Annotated in this window: 12 protein-coding genes and 3 rRNA genes; all 15 read right to left on the bottom strand. The window is 47.3% G+C overall.

From position 1 onward, the window contains the following. Positions 1 to 524 precede the first annotated feature (524 nt). The 15 genes from rrf to pnp all read right to left on the bottom strand — a co-directional run bounded on the left by rrf (position 525) and on the right by pnp (position 21,808). A 5S ribosomal RNA gene (rrf, locus tag AT705_RS18445) occupies positions 525 to 639 on the bottom strand. Positions 640 to 755: 116 nt separating this feature from the next. Beyond that, positions 756 to 3,635 (bottom strand): 23S ribosomal RNA (locus AT705_RS18440). Positions 3,636 to 3,904: 269 nt separating this feature from the next. After that, a 16S ribosomal RNA gene (locus AT705_RS18435) occupies positions 3,905 to 5,437 on the bottom strand. The 16S, 23S and 5S rRNA genes sit together here, the layout of an rRNA operon. Positions 5,438 to 6,076: 639 nt before the next feature. Next, entirely contained in the window at positions 6,077 to 6,934 is an 858-nt protein-coding gene (locus tag AT705_RS18430; protein WP_058797707.1) for a tetratricopeptide repeat protein, read from the bottom strand. A 75-nt stretch (positions 6,935 to 7,009) separates the two neighbouring features. Further along, positions 7,010 to 8,950, bottom strand: a complete 1,941-nt coding sequence (locus AT705_RS18425) for a DNA topoisomerase III (protein WP_058797706.1) — start codon at positions 8,948 to 8,950, stop codon at positions 7,010 to 7,012. 119 nt (positions 8,951 to 9,069) lie between these two features. Beyond that, positions 9,070 to 11,184 carry a methyl-accepting chemotaxis protein gene (locus AT705_RS18420; RefSeq protein WP_058797705.1) on the bottom strand — a complete coding sequence of 705 codons (2,115 nt, stop codon included), beginning with the start codon at positions 11,182 to 11,184 and terminating at the stop codon, positions 9,070 to 9,072. 271 nt (positions 11,185 to 11,455) lie between these two features. After that, a complete protein-coding gene (locus AT705_RS18415) occupies positions 11,456 to 11,785 on the bottom strand; it encodes a Na+/H+ antiporter subunit G (protein WP_049866592.1) in 330 nt (109 codons plus the stop codon). Positions 11,786 to 11,794: 9 nt separating this feature from the next. Further along, a complete protein-coding gene (locus AT705_RS18410; protein WP_010385043.1) occupies positions 11,795 to 12,064 on the bottom strand; it encodes a K+/H+ antiporter subunit F in 270 nt (89 codons plus the stop codon). Beyond that, a complete protein-coding gene (locus AT705_RS18405) occupies positions 12,058 to 12,594 on the bottom strand; it encodes a Na+/H+ antiporter subunit E (RefSeq protein ID WP_058797704.1) in 537 nt (178 codons plus the stop codon). Before AT705_RS18405 ends, AT705_RS18410 begins: the two co-directional genes overlap by 7 nt. Beyond that, entirely contained in the window at positions 12,595 to 14,106 is a 1,512-nt protein-coding gene (locus AT705_RS18400) for a monovalent cation/H+ antiporter subunit D (RefSeq protein ID WP_058797703.1), read from the bottom strand. Further along, positions 14,103 to 14,477: a Na+/H+ antiporter subunit C gene (locus AT705_RS18395; protein WP_058797702.1), complete on the bottom strand. Its 375-nt coding sequence runs from the start codon at positions 14,475 to 14,477 to the stop codon at positions 14,103 to 14,105. Before AT705_RS18395 ends, AT705_RS18400 begins: the two co-directional genes overlap by 4 nt. Then, positions 14,477 to 17,269 (bottom strand): monovalent cation/H+ antiporter subunit A, encoded by a 2,793-nt coding sequence (locus AT705_RS18390; RefSeq protein ID WP_058797701.1) that lies wholly within the window; start codon positions 17,267 to 17,269, stop codon positions 14,477 to 14,479. Before AT705_RS18390 ends, AT705_RS18395 begins: the two co-directional genes overlap by 1 nt. A 232-nt stretch (positions 17,270 to 17,501) precedes the next feature. Further along, the gene (locus AT705_RS18385) at positions 17,502 to 18,674 is read right to left on the bottom strand and encodes a hypothetical protein (protein WP_058797700.1); all 1,173 of its coding nucleotides are present in this window, start codon (positions 18,672 to 18,674) and stop codon (positions 17,502 to 17,504) included. Between the two features lie 4 nt (positions 18,675 to 18,678). Continuing rightward, complete coding sequence (gene nlpI, locus AT705_RS18380; protein WP_058797699.1) at positions 18,679 to 19,560, bottom strand: lipoprotein NlpI; 882 nt, start codon at positions 19,558 to 19,560, stop codon at positions 18,679 to 18,681. 133 nt (positions 19,561 to 19,693) lie between these two features. Next, entirely contained in the window at positions 19,694 to 21,808 is a 2,115-nt protein-coding gene (pnp, locus tag AT705_RS18375) for a polyribonucleotide nucleotidyltransferase (protein WP_010385051.1), read from the bottom strand. Between the last annotated feature and the right edge of the window lie 106 nt (positions 21,809 to 21,914).

Here is a 21,914-nt window from a genome sequence, read left to right as displayed (position 1 = left end):
GCGACCGAAGCACCGCTTCGCTGCGCAATGAACGCGAGGTATGGACGCCAATAACACGCGTTACGCGCCGGGAGCCCCCCACAGGGAAGTGTCCCCAAAGACTGCTAGTACCAGCTTCATGGATGAATAGGCGACAACGCCATTCTATCTACAGCTTCTTTAAATTACTCCAAACGCAAAAAAGCCCGACTCTTTCGAATCGGGCTTTGATGTACAAGGAAGTACGAATGTCGATGAGATTCATGGATGAATGTCTTTCATCGACCTTTTATTAGGTCCTGGCAATGTCCTACTTTCACATGGGTGAATTGTGACCGAAGCACAGCTTCGCAGCGCAATGAACGCGAGGTATGGACGCCGATAACACGCGTTACGCGCCGGGAGCCCTCCACAAGGAAGTGTGTCCAAAGGTTGCTAGATACCAACTTCATGGATGATTAAACAACACCGCTTTTTCTACAACTTTTTAAATCGCACATAGCAAAAAACCCGCTGCATTGCTGCAACGGGTTTCTTTTATTAGGCCCTGGCGATGTCCTACTTTCACATGGGAAACCCCACACTATCATCGGCGCTATTTCGTTTCACTACTGAGTTCGGCATGGGGTCAGGTGGTTCCAAAATGCTATGTTCACCAGGAAATTCTGTGTGCAAGATGTTTATCAACATCTCACTAAAATCTGGAAAAGCGTATTAAATTCTTATCGTCTACTTTATTTCTTAACTTCTAACAAACAAAACCACTTTGGCGTTGTATGGTTAAGCCTCACGGGTAATTAGTACGAGTTAGCTCAATGGCTCACACCACTTCCACATCTCGCCTATCAACGTTGTAGTCTTCAACGGCCCTTCAGTTAACTTATAGTTAAAGTGAGAACTCATCTCGAGGCTCGCTTCCCGCTTAGATGCTTTCAGCGGTTATCGATTCCGAACGTAGCTACCGGGCAATGCCATTGGCATGACAACCCGAACACCAGCGGTTCGTCCACTCCGGTCCTCTCGTACTAGGAGCAGCCCCTCTCAATTCTCAAACGCCCACGGCAGATAGGGACCGAACTGTCTCACGACGTTCTAAACCCAGCTCGCGTACCACTTTAAATGGCGAACAGCCATACCCTTGGGACCGACTTCAGCCCCAGGATGTGATGAGCCGACATCGAGGTGCCAAACACCGCCGTCGATATGAACTCTTGGGCGGTATCAGCCTGTTATCCCCGGAGTACCTTTTATCCGTTGAGCGATGGCCCTTCCATTCAGAACCACCGGATCACTATGACCTACTTTCGTACCTGCTCGACGTGTCTGTCTCGCAGTTAAGCTGGCTTCTACCATTACACTAACCGTACGATGTCCGACCGTACTTAGCCAACCTTCGTGCTCCTCCGTTACTCTTTGGGAGGAGACCGCCCCAGTCAAACTACCCACCAGGCACTGTCCTCAATCCCGATCAGGGACCTAAGTTAGAACATCAACACTACAAGGGTGGTATTTCAAGGACGGCTCCACGCAATCTAGCGACTGCGCTTCAAAGCCTCCCACCTATCCTACACATGTAGGGTCAATGTTCAGTGCCAAGCTGTAGTAAAGGTTCACGGGGTCTTTCCGTCTAGCCGCGGGTACACAGCATCTTCACTGCGATTTCAATTTCACTGAGTCTCGGGTGGAGACAGCGTGGCCATGGTTACACCATTCGTGCAGGTCGGAACTTACCCGACAAGGAATTTCGCTACCTTAGGACCGTTATAGTTACGGCCGCCGTTTACCGGGGCTTCGATCAAGAGCTTCGCCTAAGCTAACCCCATCAATTAACCTTCCGGCACCGGGCAGGTGTCACACCGTATACGTCATCTTACGATTTTGCACAGTGCTGTGTTTTTAATAAACAGTCCCAGCCACCTGGTCACTGCGGCTCTCGCCTGCTTACGACGCGAAGTCTTCACAAGTAAGAGCGTACCTTCTCCCGAAGTTACGGTACAATTTTGCCTAGTTCCTTCACCCGAGTTCTCTCAAGCGCCTTAGTATTCTCTACCTGACCACCTGTGTCGGTTTAGGGTACGATTCGATATAAACTGAAGCTTAGAGGCTTTTCCTGGAAGTAGGGCATCAACAACTTCACCACCGTAGTGGCTCGTCTCGACTCTCAGCCTTAGCGACCCGGATTTTCCTAAGTCACCAGCCTACAGCCTTTCACATGGACAACCAACGCCATGCTTGCCTAGCCTGCTCCGTCCCCCCATCGCATTTATACCAAGTACGGGAATATTAACCCGTTTCCCATCGACTACGCTCTTCAGCCTCGCCTTAGGGGTCGACTCACCCTACCCTGATTAACATGGGATAGGAACCCTTGGTCTTCCGGCGTGCGGGTTTTTCACCCGCATTATCGTTACTCATGTCAGCATTCGCACTTCTGATATGTCCAGCATGCCTCCCGGCACACCTTCAGCCACTTACAGAACGCTCCCCTACCCCGCGAACTAAGTTCGCAGCCGTAGCTTCGGTGGTATGTTTAGCCCCGTTACATCTTCCGCGCAGGCCGACTCGACTAGTGAGCTATTACGCTTTCTTTAAAGGATGGCTGCTTCTAAGCCAACCTCCTAGCTGTTTTAGCCTTCCCACATCGTTTCCCACTTAACATACACTTTGGGACCTTAGCTGACGGTCTGGGTTGTTTCCCTCTCCACGATGGACGTTAGCACCCACCGTGTGTCTCCCGGATAGTACTTTACGGTATTCGGAGTTTGCAAAGGGTTGGTAAGTCGGGATGACCCCCTAGCCTTAACAGTGCTCTACCCCCGTAAGTATTCGTCCGAGGCTCTACCTAAATAGATTTCGGGGAGAACCAGCTATCTCCCGGTTTGATTAGCCTTTCACTCCCAGCCACAGGTCATCCCCTAACTTTTCAACGTTAGTGGGTTCGGTCCTCCAGTCAGTGTTACCTGACCTTCAACCTGCCCATGGCTAGATCACCGGGTTTCGGGTCTATACCCTGCAACTTAAGCGCCCAGTTAAGACTCGCTTTCGCTACGGCTCCCCTAAATGGTTAACCTTGCTACAGAATATAAGTCGCTGACCCATTATACAAAAGGTACGCAGTCACCCTCGAAGGGCTCCTACTGCTTGTACGTACACGGTTTCAGGTTCTATTTCACTCCCCTCACAGGGGTTCTTTTCGCCTTTCCCTCACGGTACTGGTTCACTATCGGTCAGTTGGGAGTATTTAGCCTTGGAGGATGGTCCCCCCATATTCAGTCAAAGTTTCACGTGCTCCGACCTACTCGATTTCACTTTAAATAAGTTGTCGTGTACGGGACTGTCACCCTGTATCGTCATACTTTCCAGAATGTTCCACTAACTACATTAAAGCTTAAGGGCTAATCCGATTTCGCTCGCCGCTACTTTCGGAATCTCGGTTGATTTCTTTTCCTACGGGTACTTAGATGTTTCAGTTCTCCGCGTTCGCTTCATACAGCTATGTATTCACTGCATGATGACCCAAAGGGCCGGGTTTCCCCATTCGGAAATCCTAGTCTCAAGCGCCTCTTACTGGCTCAACTAGGCTTATCGCAAGTTAGTACGTCCTTCATCGCCTCCAACTGCCAAGGCATCCACCGTGTACGCTTAGTCACTTAACCATACAACCCAAAATAGTTTTGAATTGTAGTGTCAAAGACAGTTTTAACTTCGCCAGAAGTTAAGTAATACTAAAGTAGACGCTAATAAATCCTTTCGAATTTATCGGCATTTTTCTTTCGAAAACTCTATAGAACAACAATTTTCATTGTCATTCCGAGAATTTAATATCAGCTTTCCAAATTTTTAAAGAGCAATATCACTCAGTAAGTTACCTTACTAAGCAACAATCATCTGTGTGGACACTTCGAACAAATTAGTTCTAAGTCGATAAGGAGGTGATCCAGCCCCAGGTTCCCCTAGGGCTACCTTGTTACGACTTCACCCCAGTCATGAATCACTCCGTGGTGAACGCCCTCCCGAAGGTTAAGCTATCCACTTCTGGAGCAACCCACTCCCATGGTGTGACGGGCGGTGTGTACAAGGCCCGGGAACGTATTCACCGCGGCATTCTGATCCGCGATTACTAGCGATTCCGACTTCATGGAGTCGAGTTGCAGACTCCAATCCGGACTACGACATACTTTAAGTGATTCGCTTACTATCGCTAGTTCGCAGCACTCTGTATATGCCATTGTAGCACGTGTGTAGCCCTACACGTAAGGGCCATGATGACTTGACGTCGTCCCCACCTTCCTCCGGTTTATCACCGGCAGTCTCCTTAGAGTTCCCGACCGAATCGCTGGCAACTAAGGATAAGGGTTGCGCTCGTTGCGGGACTTAACCCAACATCTCACAACACGAGCTGACGACAGCCATGCAGCACCTGTATCAGAGTTCCCGAAGGCACCAAACCATCTCTGGTAAGTTCTCTGTATGTCAAGTGTAGGTAAGGTTCTTCGCGTTGCATCGAATTAAACCACATGCTCCACCGCTTGTGCGGGCCCCCGTCAATTCATTTGAGTTTTAACCTTGCGGCCGTACTCCCCAGGCGGTCTACTTAATGCGTTAGCTTTGGAAAAGTTGTCCGAAGACCCCAGCTCCTAGTAGACATCGTTTACGGCGTGGACTACCAGGGTATCTAATCCTGTTTGCTCCCCACGCTTTCGTACATGAGCGTCAGTGTTGACCCAGGTGGCTGCCTTCGCCATCGGTATTCCTTCAGATCTCTACGCATTTCACCGCTACACCTGAAATTCTACCACCCTCTATCACACTCTAGTTTGCCAGTTCGAAATGCAGTTCCCAGGTTAAGCCCGGGGCTTTCACATCTCGCTTAACAAACCGCCTGCGTACGCTTTACGCCCAGTAATTCCGATTAACGCTCGCACCCTCCGTATTACCGCGGCTGCTGGCACGGAGTTAGCCGGTGCTTCTTCTGTCAGTAACGTCACAGCTAGCAGGTATTAACTACTAACCTTTCCTCCTGACTGAAAGTGCTTTACAACCCGAAGGCCTTCTTCACACACGCGGCATGGCTGCATCAGGCTTGCGCCCATTGTGCAATATTCCCCACTGCTGCCTCCCGTAGGAGTCTGGACCGTGTCTCAGTTCCAGTGTGGCTGATCATCCTCTCAAACCAGCTAGGGATCGTCGCCTTGGTAAGCCGTTACCTTACCAACTAGCTAATCCCACTTGGGCCAATCTAAAGGCGAGAGCCGAAGCCCCCTTTGGTCCGTAGACATTATGCGGTATTAGCCATCGTTTCCAATGGTTGTCCCCCACCTAAAGGCATGTTCCCAAGCATTACTCACCCGTCCGCCGCTCGTCATCTTCTAGCAAGCTAGAAATGTTACCGCTCGACTTGCATGTGTTAGGCCTGCCGCCAGCGTTCAATCTGAGCCATGATCAAACTCTTCAATTAAAAGTTTTTTGAAACCGAAGTTTCGTGCTCATTGAATTCTGATTTTTATTTCCCACCTATAAAAGATGAGATATCGAATTGACTGTGCTGAATAAACTATGTTTATTCCGTTGGTCACTCAGTTCAATTGAGACTCTAAATTTTTGTGCGTCATTCAGTAAACTGAAATCCGCTGTTAGAACTCAATCCGTACGAGTGCCCACACAGATGATTGCTTCATATTTTTAAAGAACGATGTAACTAAACTTCGTTAGTTACCGAAGCCTCGCTGCGAAGTGGAGCGCAATATTAACCGCTTCACTTTTAAAGTCAACTAGAAAATTTAATTTTTCTTAATTAAGCTTTCCGTTTGGCTTTCCCTTCACTTAACTCGTTGCTTTTCAGCGTTGTGCTCCGTGTCGGTGGATGCGCATTATAGGGAAATCGAAACCCGACGCAACCTTTTTTTGAAGGAAAGTGATAAAAACCACACCTTTGATCAAATTACGTACTAAACACATCTAAATTGCTGGTTTTGTCATCAAATATTCACCCATTTGACACAAAACAATTGCTAGGGAATCTAAGTATTGTACATTTCAGAAGAGACGCAAGAAAATATGACGCTTTTTTTAGCGCCATATTCAAAAATAGAAATGATTAGTATAAAAGACTGTAAAGCTTACGACGGTAACGCATTGCTACCTCATCACCTTCTGGCAATGATGCAATAATGTCCAGGTAGCCCTTTTTAGCTTCTCCAAAGTTCATGTCTTTTCTTAGTACAGTAAGCAGGCTTTCCAATGCATCTGCTTTTTTACCCGCATCAACCTGGGCCTGAGCTAACTGGCACAATACAGACAGATCGTCCGGCGCAGATTCGACTTCAGCCAACAGTCGCTTAAGTTCAGGTGATTCCTGAGCTTCTTTTGCTTGCTCAAGTTTAGAACTTAAATTGGTGAAATACGCATCCCGAGCTTCTTCTGGTACAGATCCTAGTAGCGCCTCAGCCTCTTCTACTTTCTTTATCTGGATACAGATATCTGCAAATACCAATAAAACTCTTGGGTTTTCTCTTGCTACGCCATAAGCTTGCTTAGCCAAAGCAAATGCCTCATTCAACTCGCCACTGGCAAGAGCTTGCTTAGCCTGATCAAGTAAAATCAATTCTGGAGAAGGCAAATTCTCAGAAAGCACTTTGGAAATCTCTTCCTGTGACTTAGCTCCAGGTAGCACATCGACAGGCGTGCCCCCTTTTAGAATTACCAATGTCGGCAACGCCTGAAGGCCGACTTGTTGCGCTAGCTGGGAAGCAAGCATTTGCTGCTGATCACAATCAACTGTTGCCACCACCAAGTTATTCGGATATTGCTGCGCAAGCGCATCAAGAATATCAGCTTGCGCAAGACAGTTGGGCTCTTGTGCACTGAAGAAGGTCATTAATACGAGTTTTTCTGGATCCCCAGATGCTAAAACCTGTTGGATGTTTTCCGGTGTAAGTGAAATTTTATTTTCCATGTTCAAACCAGCTATGATATTTGGTTATTTATATGGTGACATCCTCATTAATTGCAAGGCAAATTTAAAATCTGATTACGCTGCTGATTTTCGACGACTACTTTTCGTTGAGGCACGCTTCCTCGACCTTTTTATAGAAAATGAAGGTTTCGAACCAGCTCTGCTGCTTTTTAGTCCAGTGAATAATGTACTGTCACTTACACAGGCACGCTCAATAAAACCTGCGATTTCCTTTTCAAGAGGGTTCATAAAAGTTTGGTAAGGCTGCTCTTTCATCGCAATTTTCGCCAGCTGCGATTCCCACAAAGCCGTTCTGTCAGGCAAAGAAACATCTTCAGGTAACGTCTTTATCAGAGCTACTCCTAGCTCTGTTGATCGGATACTCTTACCATTGCGTTGTAAAAATCCTCTTTTGAACAACAAGTCGATAATCCCGGCTCGGGTTGCTTCCGTGCCCAGTCCATCGGTTTCTTTTAGCACTTTTTTGATCTCAGTATTGGCGACAAACCTGGCAATACCTGTCATCGCACTTAGCAAGGTTGCTTCTGTAAAATGACTGGGTGGTTGGGTATGTTTCTCAATCACTTCTCCTTTAAAGCAGTGTAATAGCTCACCCAATTCTAACTGAGGCAAAATAACTTGTTTCTTTTCTTCTGTTTTGAATAACCGCTTAAAGCCTAGCTCTACGATTTGTTCTGCTTTTGCTACAAACACACCACCGGCAATTTCTAACTCGACTCTAGTCTCAGTATATCGATAGGCTGGATAAAACTGCGCAAGATACTGGGTACTTATCAATTGATAAACTTGCAGTTCATATTGACCTAACTGAGCCGTTTTTAATTTCTTTGCTGTTGGAATGATGGCGTGATGTGCCTCAACTTTAGCGTCGTTCCAGCATTTACTTTTCAGGCTGAGATTGGCGTCGGCCACCTTCTCTTCCGTTAGCCCTTGATTATTTAACGCAGCCCCAAGCACCAGGGAGGCCTCAGCGAAATGACCTGCCGGTAAATATCGATTATCAGAGCGGGGATACGTAATCAGTTTGTGCTTTTCATAAAGCGCCTGACAAACATCCAATACCTGCTTTGCGGACATACCAAATCGTTTGTTCGCATCAATTTGCAATGCAGACAAGTTGTAGGGCAAAGGGGGGTTATGCTTTTTGGGCTTTGCTTCTATTTTCTTGACTTGCGCATCTTGAGCATGGATCCTTGCTGCCACATTTTCAGCCAAACCTTTCACCAACACCCGGCCTTCTTCATCCATATATGGCTGGCAAGCTTCACTGGGTTTCCACTTCGCACTGAACTCACTTCCATCACTTTTTCGAACGTGGGCCAATACTTCAAAAAAGGGTTTAGACACAAAATTGCCGATTTCCATGTCACGCCTCACAACCAACCCAAGAACAGGCGTTTGTACCCTGCCAACCGAGAGCACGCCTTGAAAACCCGCTTTTTGTCCTACCAATGTATAAGCTCTTGTCAGGTTCATACCATACAGCCAATCCGCCCGCGCTCTGGCTAAAGCAGACACACTTAAAGGGACGAATTCCTGATTAGCACGCATTTGATTTAACGCTTTTTTTACCGCCGATGGGTTTAAGTCGCTGATCAGAAGTCGCTGAGTCGACTGTTTTTTACGCTCGGATAACTTCGCTTCCTGAAGCACCTCATCAACGAGTAACTGACCTTCTCTATCTGGATCGCCCGCATGGACCAGGCTGTCAGCCTGTTTGACAAGCTTTTTCACAATACTCAGTTGTTTTTTTGTTTTGGGCTTTGCCTTGAACTGCCAATGTTCCGGTACAATGGGCAAATGCGCCATTTGCCATTTCTTATATTTTGGATCATAGTCCTCAGGCGCGGCTTGTTCTAACAAATGACCAATACACCAGGTAACACAATCTCCATTGGCTAACTCAATATAGCCTTCATGTTTTTTGTGTGGTTTAGGTAAAACATCTGCGATAGCTCTGCCCAGAGAGGGTTTTTCGGCAATATAAAGTTTCATTCTTCAAACAACTGTATGTATTTACAGTTATGATAGTCAACTCTAACAGCAATTGCCAGCACCGAGCTTAACCGAACTGTCTAGAGTAATGTATCCAACCATGATCCACGGGCAAAAACTTAGGTTTTAAGCAAGTTCAATTGCTTGTGCTTTTGCTCCACAATATAGGTCATTGCACTCGCAGCTTGCTCTACCTCATCCGCAAAACCAGACAACTCAGCCGCCGCATCAGAAATACCCGTCGTGTTAGTGCTGATTTCCTCAGTCACCATACTTTGCTCTTCTGCTGCCGTCGCGATTTGTGTTACTTCATTCGAAATGCTACTTAACTCTCCCACTAAACTACTCATCAGCTCAGCAGATTCCTGGCAGTACGAAACCGCCTGCTCACCTTGGCTGACCGTTCTTTCAATGATATGCTCAGAGCCAGTCACTTCGCTCTGAAGGTTGTCGATCAGCTTGCTGATGTCATCCGTTGAAGCTTGTGTCTTTGAGGCCAGCGCCCTGACTTCGTCAGCAACCACAGCAAAGCCCCGGCCTTGCTCTCCAGCTCGAGCCGCTTCTATTGCAGCATTAAGTGCCAGTAGGTTTGTTTGCTCTGCAATGGCTCGGATCACATCCAGAATTTTGGAGATATCACCGCTGCGCTCAGAGACTTTACCGAATGCATTTTTGGCGTCTAAAACCTGCTCAGCAATTTCCTGCACGGTCTCTGTCGTTCTGACTATACTGCGCTCACTACTCTGGACCGTCTCAACAGCATGATTTGTACTCAAAGCCGCTTTTTCTGATGCCCTGGCCACTTCTGTCGCCGTTGCACTTAACTCGTTGATGGCAGTAACGACACTGTCTATTTCAAGATGCTGATTCGATACCTTGTTTTTGATATTGATCGCGGCTTCTGTGGTCTTATGTGATTGAGTATATGACTCCTCAGCCAACTCTTTGAGGTCAATAATCATGCTTCTTAGTTTTTCAGTGAAACGATTAAAGCCATGCGCCAGGGATATCAACTCAGCATGGTGGCTTACCTCAAGCTTATGAGTCAGGTCACCCTCGCTGGAGGCCAAACTCTCAACCCGTTCCTCAATATGAGTTAGAGGACCAACAATGGTATTGATCAATGCGAGCGCCAGACCCAAGGCAGCTGCAGCAACCAGAGTTCCCAACAGCAGCATCCAACGCCCTAATGAATTAGTCGATGCTTCAATCTGCTGTTCTATTTGGATTATTGAGGCCAATGCAACCTCCTTGGGCAATTCAATCACTAAAGACCAGGTTGTATTGGCAAGCTCAATGTCAATAGGGACCGCAATAGCAAGCATATCACCCATCTCACTAAAACCACCGGTCTGATGTAATTTCAGCAGTTTATCTGCCACACCTGAGTTAATGGATTCTTTCAGGGGCCTGGCAAGTTTATCGTAATGACTGGCACCCACTACCAAGCCTAGGTTACTGAGTAAAGTCACTTTCGCCTGGCCTTGGTAAAGAGAGTCGGATAACTCGTCTACTAACTGCTGGAAAATGGGTAAATTCACATCCACACCAACCAACCCCTGAAAACGCCCATTGATGTCTACCGGCACCGTTAGTGACGTCATCAGCATTTTGTTACCCGGAGAAATTTCATAAAGATAGGGTTCCATAATACACGGTGCAACACTGTCACGTGCGCACAGATACCATTCAGCCTCTCGCAAACCAAACTCGTTACGTTTATCTAAGTACTTGTCAGCTGCTGACTCAATTTGCTGCTGAGTAATGCCGCTTGAGTCGCGCGTGAAATATAACTCAAGAGTTCCCTCTCCCGGGGTCGAGTGACTCGCGCCTGATGCATGCTCCCGGTCTTGTTGGTCATAGCCGTTTGGCTCAAACTGCGCATACATGGAGGATACAAATTGATTTTGCTTTAATGCACCCGCTACCAGATCCCGTACCTGAGTGCGTTCGAGCGGGTCTTGGACAGAGGTTTCCTTCAATGCTCCAGCCAAAGTATAAGGCACACGATATGCCGAGTTTATAAACTCGGCAACCTGTTGCGCATAATATTGCCCCTTTGCAGTTAAGCCCGTTCTGATCTCTTGATATGCCAGCTCCCGAAGCTGTGCGCTTTGTACTTTGTTTTCTTTTTGCAGGTTCATCCACATAGTTGATACCAACAAAGCAACAAGGGTTGTAACCAAAGTAATAACAAACAGGATAAGCTTTTTCTTGATGGACATATGCTGCATATAAAACACTCACAAACAATTGTTTATTAGGGTAACTTTAGCAAAAGTTACGCTCTCTTGCGTATTCTAAAATGACAGCTTTAAGCAATTATGACTACACTATTCAGATATTTTTTTTACGCCAAATACAAATAGTGCATTATTTACACACTTGCCTAGCACTATAACGATGTGACGGGAAAAACGGTAGCTCAGTAGTTTTTATCGAATGGGTATACAAGGAGAGGAGCCGCCGCTTAAACGCAGCAGCGGCTCATATTTAGAAGGTGGCTTAGTCTTCCTCGATATTATCTTTGCCACGAGTCGACTCAATGCTATCTAACCTATGGTGGATAGCTGATTTAATTAACATGTAGCCACTGATAGGGGCGGTAATTAGTAAGAACATTGAGATGAGTATCTCTTTCACACTGACACCTTCACCGTAAAACCCATAGTAGGCCATGGCAGCAAATAGCAGACACGCCATACCCAGAGTGGTTGCTTTTGTTGGGCCATGCAAACGCATAAAGAAATCGGGCATTTTTACCAAACCGATCGACCCTACCAAAATCAGGCTACCGCCTAACAATAATAGTAATGAAATAACCCATTCCATCATTCGGTGCTCCTATTCAATGATATCGCCGCGCAGCAAGTACTTACAGACAGCCACTGTACTCACAAAGCCAAGCAAAGCTATCAACAACGCCGCCTCAAAATACAGCGACGTGCCCATATTCATGCCGTAAAGTACTATCAATGCAATGGTATTGATGTACATAGTATCCAAAGCGAGTATACGATCTGGAATGGAAGGCCCAACGACCAGTCGCCACAAATTTAGTAACAAAGACACACCGATCATCGCAAAGACAATCAAAATCACCGTCTCTAACATGCAAAGATCTCCTTAATGGGTTTTTCATAACGCGTTTTAATCGTGTCGATCAACTCAGCTTCGTCGTCCAAGTCAAGCACATGGATCAACAAATAACGTTGCTGCGGTTCAGCATCTTCCGCCATATCTTCAGGCCAAGGATAGACCTCGGCACTTACAGTGCCAGGTGTAAGAGACACTGTGCTGGCCAAAATAGTAATCGGCATCGACTGTGCTAAATCAATTGGCACTTTGATAAACCCGGGCTTCAGCTTTCGAGTTGGCCCCAGGATTTTAATGGCAACTTCGATATTTGCCATTAAGATGTCGTACAAAACCATCAACAAATATTGCAGTGCCTTGCCCGGTTTCAGTACCAAAGGCTGTTTAGTACGAAATGGAAAAGTAGCCAGCGGAATTGCGACAGCCAGAATAGCCCCCAAGATCAAATGTCCCGGTGCAACCGTGTTATTGAGCAATAACCACACGATAAATAACATCAGGCTGCGGAACGGCGTTGGCAACCATCTATATTTTGCTTCCAAACGCATTTAGTTTACTCCTCCCAACACGTCTTGCAGTAACCCGGTGAAATCATGTAACTCCTGAGCTGCCAGTAGCGCATATTCACTCAATGGACCCGCAAAAATCACCATTAACGGTGTGCACAATACCAGCAGCATCACAGCACAAAGTTGCGCAGGATGTGCCCGTTCCTGTTCGCTATCACCTTTACCTGTCTGATGCCAAAATACTGTGCTGCCCGCTTTTGAAACCGACACCAGAATAGCCAGGCTTGCCACAAGATAAACTAACCAAAACCAGTTCCCATAAGGTGCGTCCAGCGTTGATCTGAGGATCCAGACTTTACCTACAAAACCGGATAAAGGCGGCATACCAATCACGGCGACTGCAGCGACCAAGAATGCACCGCCAAGCAGTAACGGCTGTGAAACCGGGCGACCTGCAGTGATCCTATCTGCTACCTTACCTCTTTGTCGGGCAATTAGGTCTGCCAGCAGGAACAGTGCTGCACTGACCAAGGTCGAATGCACCAGGTAATAAATGGCTGCGGCACTACTTTGCACTGTTTGTACAGCGACCAGTGCAACCAAAGTACCAACAGATACAACCACCAGGTTGGCCACCATTTTTCTTAAATCCTGGCTAGCCAATACCCCTATCGCCCCCATCACAATCGTGGCAATCGCCAACCACCAAAGCCAGTTTTGCGCCATATGGCTCAGTTCACCGGCTTCTTCGCCAAAAATCAGCGTGTACACACGCATCATAGAGTACACGCCCACTTTGGTCATAATAGCGAACAATGCCGCCACCACAGGCATAGCCGTAGAATAGGTGTTAGGTAGCCACAAATGAAGAGGAAGTAATGCACCTTTAAGCGCAAATACGACCAACAACAACAGCCCGCCAATCTTGGCCAGATAAACATCGTCACCTTGCAGCTGTGTCACTTTTTGCGCCATATCTGCCATGTTTAATGTACCCAGCGTACCGTACAGGATCCCAAGCGCGATCAGGAAAACTGAAGAACCGACCAGATTCAGGATCACATACTGCAAAGCAGCACGTGTATTACGCTTATCACCACCGTGCATCAACAAAGAATATGACGCGATCAACAGGACTTCAAAGAAGACGAACAGGTTAAACGCATCCCCTGTCAAAAACGCTCCATTGACTCCCAAAACCAGGAAATGAAGAAGCGGGTGGAAAAAGCTGCCACGTTCATCGTCACCAGCGCAGCTATATAAGCCACATACCAGACCCAAAAAAGATGTCAAAGTAACCAGTAAAGCTGACAGCGGATCGGCAATCAGGACAATACCAAATGGTGCAGACCAGTTACCAATGGCATAAACAGACGTGCCATGCTCCTGCGTCATCAGCAGTAAAATTGCCGACGCCACTGTGGTGATCACGCCCATACCGACTGATACGATGCGACGGGCCCGGAGATTTTTGCCACAAGGTGGCATCAACATAAAAATAGCAGCCAGCATTGGCAGCAATACCGGCAAAGAAGTTAGATGCTGCGTCATGCTTTGCTTTGCTCCTTACGCTGTGAGCCAACATTACGCGAAGACGTGGTCACTTCACTGCCATTAACATGGTCGTTACCCAGATCAGCACGGCCCCGAATAGCCAGAATGACCACAAAAGCCGTCATTGCGAAACCTATCACAATTGCGGTCAATACCAGGGCCTGCGGTAAGGGATCGGCATACCCGTCGCTAAACCCCAAAACCGCCGCTTTATTCATGGTCAGTCTGCCAGATGCAAACAGAAATAAGTTAACTGCATATGACAGCATAGTGAGTCCCAATACCACAGGGAAGGTACGGGCTCGTAAAATCAGGAATACTCCGCAGGCCACTAACAGGCCCACACAAGATGAGTACAATAGCTCCATTAAATATTTACCTCTTCTTTAGGTGCATTGGCTGTCAACTTGCCTAGGCTCGCCAGGATCATCAAAGTTGCACCAACAACCGTAATATACACACCCAAGTCAAACACCAGCGCACTGGCAAGTTCAATCTCGCCAATTACCGGCAAATCAAAGTAATCAAACCAGCTGGTCAGGAACGGGCGGTCGAATGCCCAACTGCCCAAGCCTGAGATCATGGCTATAGCAATACCAGAAGCAATAATCTTGCGGTAGTTGAGTGTAAAGCGCTCTGAGATCCAGTTCGAACCGTGCGCAATGTACTGCAAAATAAAGGCAATCGCGGTAACCAGACCCGCAATAAAACCACCTCCAGGCAAGTTATGGCCGCGCAGGAAGATGTATACCGATACCAATAGTGCCAACGGTAACAAGGTCTGAGAAATAGAAGCTAACAGAATAGGGTAACGCTCTCTGGCCCAGGGGCGCCCCTCAGAATCACTACCAGGCATAAATAGCGGTAAATTGATCAAAAGCTTATAAATTCCCAGAGCAGCAATACCCAGTACAGTAATTTCACCCAAAGTATCAAAACCACGGAAGTCGACCAAAATAACGTTCACCACATTGGTGCCCCCTCCCCCAGTCTTTGCATTTGCAAGGAAGAAGTCCGAAATAGAGCTCAGTGGGCGTGTTATCAAGGCATAACAAATGCTGCCCACAATGACACCAATGGCAGAAGCAATACCCAAGTCACGCAAAACGCGAACCGAGCTACTCTCTTTAGGTGTTCTTTGCGGTAAGAAGAACAGCGCCAGCATCAACAGAATGATGGTGACAACTTCAACGGTTAGCTGAGTAAGTGCCAGATCCGGTGCTGAGAAGCGTGTAAACGCAACGGCAACCATTAGACCCACAACCGAAATCATCAACAAAGCAACCATACGAGTGCGATGCCAGATCACAGTACCAATTGCACCTATCATCAACAAGCCCGCACCAATGGCATTATGCACATCAATGGGGGTTGGTTTGTTTTCACCAACTAACTGGCTCATTTCAAACAGCGGCCAACCAGCGCTCAACAGCACCACCATTAACATCAACATTAAATAACGTTGCAAAGAGCCATTTTCTATCGCATCAATACGGGCTCGACTCCAGCCAACCACTTTAGACATGGTATGTTCAAAGCCTTTTTTGGCATTAATAGGCGGCAACGATGCCTGGAATGCAAACAAATAACGGCGCTGAGTATAGATTAGCAAACCACCGCACACGGCTATTCCGCTCATCAGCAGAGGTAAATTGAAACCATGCCAGATAGCAATCTCAAATTGCGGCGGATCGCCACCTAACACAGATGCAGAAGCAACATTTAGGATATCACTGACAATAAAGCCCGGGAACATGCCCACAATCAGACAGAGTGCAACCAGAACCTCGATCGGTACACGCATATAACGCGGTGCTTCATGAGGCTCTTTCGGTAAGTCAACGGGTTCACCATTGAAGAACACGTCATGGATAAAGCGAGCCGAGTATGCCACTGAAAAGGCACCCGCAATCGTTGCCAGAATTGGGATCAACCAGGACATTGAGCCAAGCAACTGCTGATGTAAGGTTTCCGCGAAGAACATTTCTTTGGACAAGAAGCCGTTTAATAACGGGACCCCTGCCATTGCCGCCGCAGCAACCATTGCCAGCGTCGCCGTGTACGGCATAAACCGCCACATGCCGTTGAGCTTACGCATATCTCGCGTGCCGGTTTCATGATCAATGATACCGGTTGCCATAAACAGTGAAGCCTTGAAGGTTGCGTGGTTGATGATATGGAATATGGCTGCAACAGTGGCCAATTCGGTATCCAGACCCAGTAACAGCGTGATCAAACCTAAGTGACTGATAGTCGAGAATGCCAGTAATCCTTTCAGATCATGCTTAAACAGCGCGATATAAGCGCCAACTAGTAAAGTTGCAAGCCCCGTGAGGCCAACCAGAATAAACCAAATTTCGGTGCCTGCCAGCGCAGGATAGAAACGTGCCAGCAGGAAGATGCCCGCTTTCACCATAGTCGCAGAGTGTAAGTAAGAACTTACTGGCGTAGGTGCCGCCATGGCATGAGGCAGCCAGAAATGAAATGGGAACTGCGCAGATTTAGTAAATGCGCCGAGTAATACCAAGATGAGCGCCAGCTCATATAAATCGTGCGCCTGAATAAGCTCGCGACTGGCCAAGATGATATCCAGGTCGTAGCTGCCAACAATGTCACCTAGCAGCAATAAGCCAGCCAGCAGCGCTAAACCGCCACCGCCAGTTATCGCCAGAGCCATTTTAGCGCCTTTTCGGGCTTCAGACTTGTGCCACCAATAACTTATCAACAAAAACGAGCTGATACTGGTCAATTCCCAGAACAGCCATAATTGCAGTACGTTGTTCGACATTACGATGCCCAGCATCGCCGTCATAAACAGCATTAAGTAAGCATAGAGCTTAGGCATGGAGTCGTTGCTACTTAAATAGTAACGCGCATAGAAGATCACCAAAATGCCGATGCCCAGGATCAGGAACACGAACAACAAAGACAAACCATCTAAGCGGAATGAGAGTTCTAAGCCCAACAACGGGATCCACTCTATGGTGGTCCGCAGCTGTTCATTGGCAAACACGCCGGGTGCCATGTAGCACGCCAACGCAAGTGCAATTCCGGGCGCAAGTAAAGTTACCGCAGTCGATTGATTGCGGGATAGTTTACCTGTTAATGATGAGAGTAAACTGCCTAATAAGGATAGCAAGGGTATCCAAAGCAATGTCATAAAGAAAACCTTTTATCTTCAATAACCGTAAATAAACGGAACAGCGCGCAGTGTGTAGCTAGTGTTATGCATAGACTATCTGATTTATTTTGCGCACGTTTTTATCACACATAACGCTTACCAGTTATACTTGATTAGTATTTGAGTTGTCTAGACTTTCGCGCTCTATACGCTGCCATTTTAGCCAACATTTACAAACAATTCAGATTAAATTCATAAATAAACTGGGCTTTTAACCCTTGGCAGCTAATTTAACCTGAATAAATCGCTGAAAGTCTGTGGGTTTATCACGCTGTTGCTGAAATGCCAATAACCAGAGTTCCTTGTATCGTGTGGACAAGGCCAGACTCTGATATTGCATGTTAGACATAGCCTGCTGGGGTTTAAAGGCAGATAACAGCCCAGCATCACAGCTTTGACTGGGGTACCACCCCTTAGGCGGTGTAGTACCAACATATAAGTTAGGTGCTTTATACCCCGGGGTTGCACATAACCATTGTGCTTTTGCCTCACCAATTGCATATTCATCCTCAAAACCACTGAAGTGCATCAGTTCATGAATAAACACGGCATAATCGCTGTTTAGGTTCAATGTCATTACGCCACGGCTGACATTCGCATCGCCATGTTTTGTCATCAGTACAAGATGATCGGCAGCGGACCAGTATGCGCTGCCGGGCAATACAGCAAGGTCACAAGAAGCAAACTTTTTCGCCTTGAGATTACACTGTAAATCAGACCCCATATACACAGGATCTGCAAAACAATAGCTACCCGAGTGGGGTAAGGGAGCCTCAAGGTATTGCGCTTTCAACTGTTGCAGCTTTTTAAGGCCCAGCCAGGAATCACTCAGCATGGCCACCCGACGTATGCACTTTGCATCATCCCAGTGAAGCTCATTCACCGTTCTGATAGTCAATTGCTGCAAATCATCTGATGCCAGCATGCTGGCAGAAGCGCCCTGCATAACCCGTGACAGCGTAAAATAAGGTTGCGGCAACGCGAATTGGGATGCTAACTCGTTAACCTCAGACACCGCTTGCGCCGCTGTTAGTGACTCCAATAAACGCAAACGTGCTTGCGCGGAGGTGGCCTCCCAATGCGCACTGGCAAGCAGGAGCGCCGTATCCAAGTCACCCTGTTCAACCAGTCGGATAGCCCATTCAAAAGCCGCCGAGGGCTCATCCAGCTTACGTAGCGTCATTACCGTGTCGTCAGACAGCTCAGGTAACAGCAGACCTGCTCGTCGGACATCAAGGAAAAAGCTCTGTGGACTGCGCTTAAGCAAAGAAAGCTGTGTCTGACGCGCGCTGGGAGAGTTAAAATGCCAGGGGTTAAAGGCGCTGCCCGCTATGAGTGTGCTACAGACCAGTACCACCACATAGCGAAGCATCAAGGCAGACATACTATCAGCCTACATCCGCCCGGTTCATTTCATCGGCGATAAGTTGCAATTCAAGACGAGCGTATTTATGTTCTACAAATTCGTAAACATTGGTAGCAAGGGCCAGTTTGAAATATTCAATGGCTTTTCCTGTTTTTCCCTCAGCCTGATAACGCTTAGCCAAATAAAAATAGGCCTCACACAGACGCTCTGCAAATTCCTGTTGCGATTTGACGCCATCTCCCACTTGCGCGAGAAAGGCCTGCTGAGACAACTCATTCAAATAAAGCTGGACCAATTGCGTTGCCCATTCATCATTATTCAAAGCCTGGCTGTGCTGTTTCAGGGCTGCTTTTGCCGCAACCGGGTCAACTTTAGATTCTGCAAGATAAAGCCACATCAGCCGGTATGGGTCCTGAGGCGAGCGTGCTAAGAAGGTTTCAAAGTCGCTGACAGCCAATGCCGGGCGTTCACCGTAATACAGCGCGATACCCCGATTTAAATAAGCGTACTCATGATCCGTGTTCAGCTCGAGCACCGCATCAAACATCTCGTAAGCGGTTCCATACTCTTGGCGCAATGTGTGGTGTATGCCCAAAAAATTGTATACTTCTGCCAAGTCTGGCTTCAACTTAACTGCACGATTAAAGTCGATACGTGCCAGCGTGGATAATCCCAGACTGTCATACAGCATGCCACGGTTATAAAACAACTGCGCTTGTTGCTCATTATCCAGTGTTTTATTTTGCAACAGCTCACTGTACCTGGCGATGGCAATTTCATTACGAAAATTAGCAGCCAGTGGCACGGCAAAAGGCACCGTCACGTTGGGCATATCCACCGCCTGCTGAGTTGACTGACACCCGAGTAAGCTCAGACATAGCAAAGGTAATAATAACAGTCTCAATCTATTTCCCCTTTTTGGGCATGTTGCGAATTTCTGATCCGCTTGTCGCTACTACTGTCGAGCAAATATTAAAGCATAAAAAAAGGGGCCATTCAGCCCCTTTCATCGAAACTCATTGTTTCTTTGTCAGATATTACTCAGCAGCAGGTGCTGCATCTGACTCTAGTGCTTCTTTAATGCTCAGACGCACACGACCCTGACGGTCTACTTCAAGTACTTTTACTTTCACTTCCTGGCCAACAGACAGGTGATCAGCTACGTTGTTTACGCGCTCTTTGCTGATCTGTGAAATGTGTACCAGGCCATCTTTACCAGGCAGTACGTTTACGAATGCACCAAAGTCTACGATACGGTTTACTTTACCGGTGTAGATAGTACCTACTTCCAACTCAGCCGTAAGCGCTTCGATGCGAGCAATCGCTTCTTTAGCACTGTTACCGTTAGTTGCAGCAATCTTAATGGTACCATCGTCTTCGATTTCGATGGTTGTATCCGTTTCTTCAGTGAGCTGACGGATCACCGCGCCACCTTTACCGATTACGTCAGCAATCTTCTTCGGTGGAATGTTCATGGTGTAGATACGAGGTGCGAACTCAGACAGGTCCTGAGATGGGCTAGCGATTGCCTGATCCATCACGCTCAGGATATGCAGACGTGCTGCTTTTGCCTGACGCAGTGCGATCTGCATGATTTCTTTTGTGATACCTTCAATCTTGATATCCATCTGAAGTGCAGTTACACCCGCGCTGTTACCCGCAACTTTAAAGTCCATGTCGCCTAGGTGGTCTTCGTCACCCAGGATGTCAGAAAGAACAACAAAGTCTTCGCCTTCCTTAACCAGACCCATCGCGATACCCGCAACAGATGACTTGATTGGTACACCTGCATCCATCAGAGCCAGTGACGTACCACATACAGACGCCATTGAAGACGAGCCGTTTGATTCAGTGATCTCAGAAACCACACGCACAGAGTACGGGAATTCTTCAAGGGTTGGCATAACCGCTTGTACACCGCGCTTAGCCAGGTTACCGTGACCAATTTCACGACGCTTAGGCGAACCGATGAAACCTGTCTCACCCACACAGAATGGAGGGAAGTTGTAGTGCAGCATGAAGTGATGCTTCTGCGTGCCAATCAGGTTATCCATCATTTGTGAATCGCGTTCTGTACCTAAGGTAGCAGTAACCAAAGCCTGAGTTTCACCACGCGTGAAGATGGCTGAACCGTGTGTACGTGGTAATACGCCCGTCATCACGTCAAGCGCACGAACCATGTCTGGTTCACGACCATCGATACGTTTTTCACCTGCAATGATGCGGCCACGTACGATTTTCTTTTCAAGTGAACTAAACAGCTTAGATACTTCTTGCTCGTCCAGCGCTTCGTCTTCAGCCAGCTCAGCGGTCAGCTTCTCGACAACTTCTGCTTTTGCCTCGCTTAGTGCGTCTTTACGTGCCACTTTATCAGTGATGCGGTAAGCGTCACCTACTTTTTGCTCAGCGATTGCTGCGATTTTGTCAGACAGCTCAACATTTTTCTCTGGTGCAGCCCAGTCCCAAGCCGGCTTGCCCGCTTCTGCAGCGAACTCGTTAACAGCCTGAATGATAGCTTGTGATTGCTCATGACCATATACAACCGCACCCAGCATTTCTTCTTCAGTCAGAATTTCAGCTTCTGACTCAACCATCAGTACAGCACCTTCGGTACCAGCAACAACCAGGTCAAGTTTACTTTGCTCAAGTTCAGTCACTGACGGGTTCAGTACGTACTGACCATCAGTGAAACCAACACGTACGGCGCCGATTGGACCATTGAACGGCACGCCAGAAATCGCTAGCGCTGCAGAAGTACCAATCATAGCAACCATGTCTGGTTGAATTTCAGGGTTTGAAGATACCACTGTCGCGATAACTTGTACTTCGTTTACGAAACCATCCGGGAATAAAGGACGGATTGGACGGTCAATCAGACGCGCGATCAGTGTTTCATTGTCTGAAGGACGACCTTCACGCTTCAAGAAGCCACCAGGGATACGGCCTGCCGCATACATTTTTTCCTGATAGTTAACTGTCAGAGGGAAAAAGTCCTGACCAGGTGCAGCTTCACGCTTACCTACAACAGTGACAAGTACAGAGGTGTCGCCAATGCTGGCCAAAACGGCACCATCAGCCTGGCGCGCAATGGCACCAGTTTCTAGGGTTACTGTGTGTTGACCCAGTTGGAATTCTTTAATAATTGCTTGCACAAATATCTTCCTTACAAAAATAACATACAAGCGCCAACAACGACCAATTACAGTCTTAAGGGGACTAAAGAGACTAATAACCATTTGATAAAAAAGATTAAACCAA

Source organism: Pseudoalteromonas rubra (genome assembly GCF_001482385.1).
Taxonomy (GTDB): domain Bacteria; phylum Pseudomonadota; class Gammaproteobacteria; order Enterobacterales; family Alteromonadaceae; genus Pseudoalteromonas; species Pseudoalteromonas ardens.
The sequence above is the reverse complement of the archived record's forward strand: the minus strand, read 5'-3'. Positions and strand labels throughout refer to the sequence as shown.

Bases quoted from the DNA above. Each gene is read 5' to 3' on its own strand.
- AT705_RS18420 (WP_058797705.1), bottom strand. From the start codon at position 11,184: ATGCAGCATATGTCCATCAAGAAAAAGCTTATCCTGTTTGTTATTACT.
- AT705_RS18390 (WP_058797701.1), bottom strand. From the start codon at position 17,269: ATGACATTGCTTTGGATACCCTTGCTATCCTTATTAGGCAGTTTACTC.
- AT705_RS18385 (WP_058797700.1), bottom strand. From the start codon at position 18,674: ATGTCTGCCTTGATGCTTCGCTATGTGGTGGTACTGGTCTGTAGCACA.
- AT705_RS18415 (WP_049866592.1), bottom strand. From the start codon at position 11,785: ATGATGGAATGGGTTATTTCATTACTATTATTGTTAGGCGGTAGCCTG.
- AT705_RS18395 (WP_058797702.1), bottom strand. From the start codon at position 14,477: ATGGAGCTATTGTACTCATCTTGTGTGGGCCTGTTAGTGGCCTGCGGA.
- AT705_RS18405 (WP_058797704.1), bottom strand. From the start codon at position 12,594: ATGCGTTTGGAAGCAAAATATAGATGGTTGCCAACGCCGTTCCGCAGC.
- AT705_RS18400 (WP_058797703.1), bottom strand. From the start codon at position 14,106: ATGACGCAGCATCTAACTTCTTTGCCGGTATTGCTGCCAATGCTGGCT.
- AT705_RS18430 (WP_058797707.1), bottom strand. From the start codon at position 6,934: ATGGAAAATAAAATTTCACTTACACCGGAAAACATCCAACAGGTTTTA.
- AT705_RS18410 (WP_010385043.1), bottom strand. From the start codon at position 12,064: ATGTTAGAGACGGTGATTTTGATTGTCTTTGCGATGATCGGTGTGTCT.
- AT705_RS18425 (WP_058797706.1), bottom strand. From the start codon at position 8,950: ATGAAACTTTATATTGCCGAAAAACCCTCTCTGGGCAGAGCTATCGCA.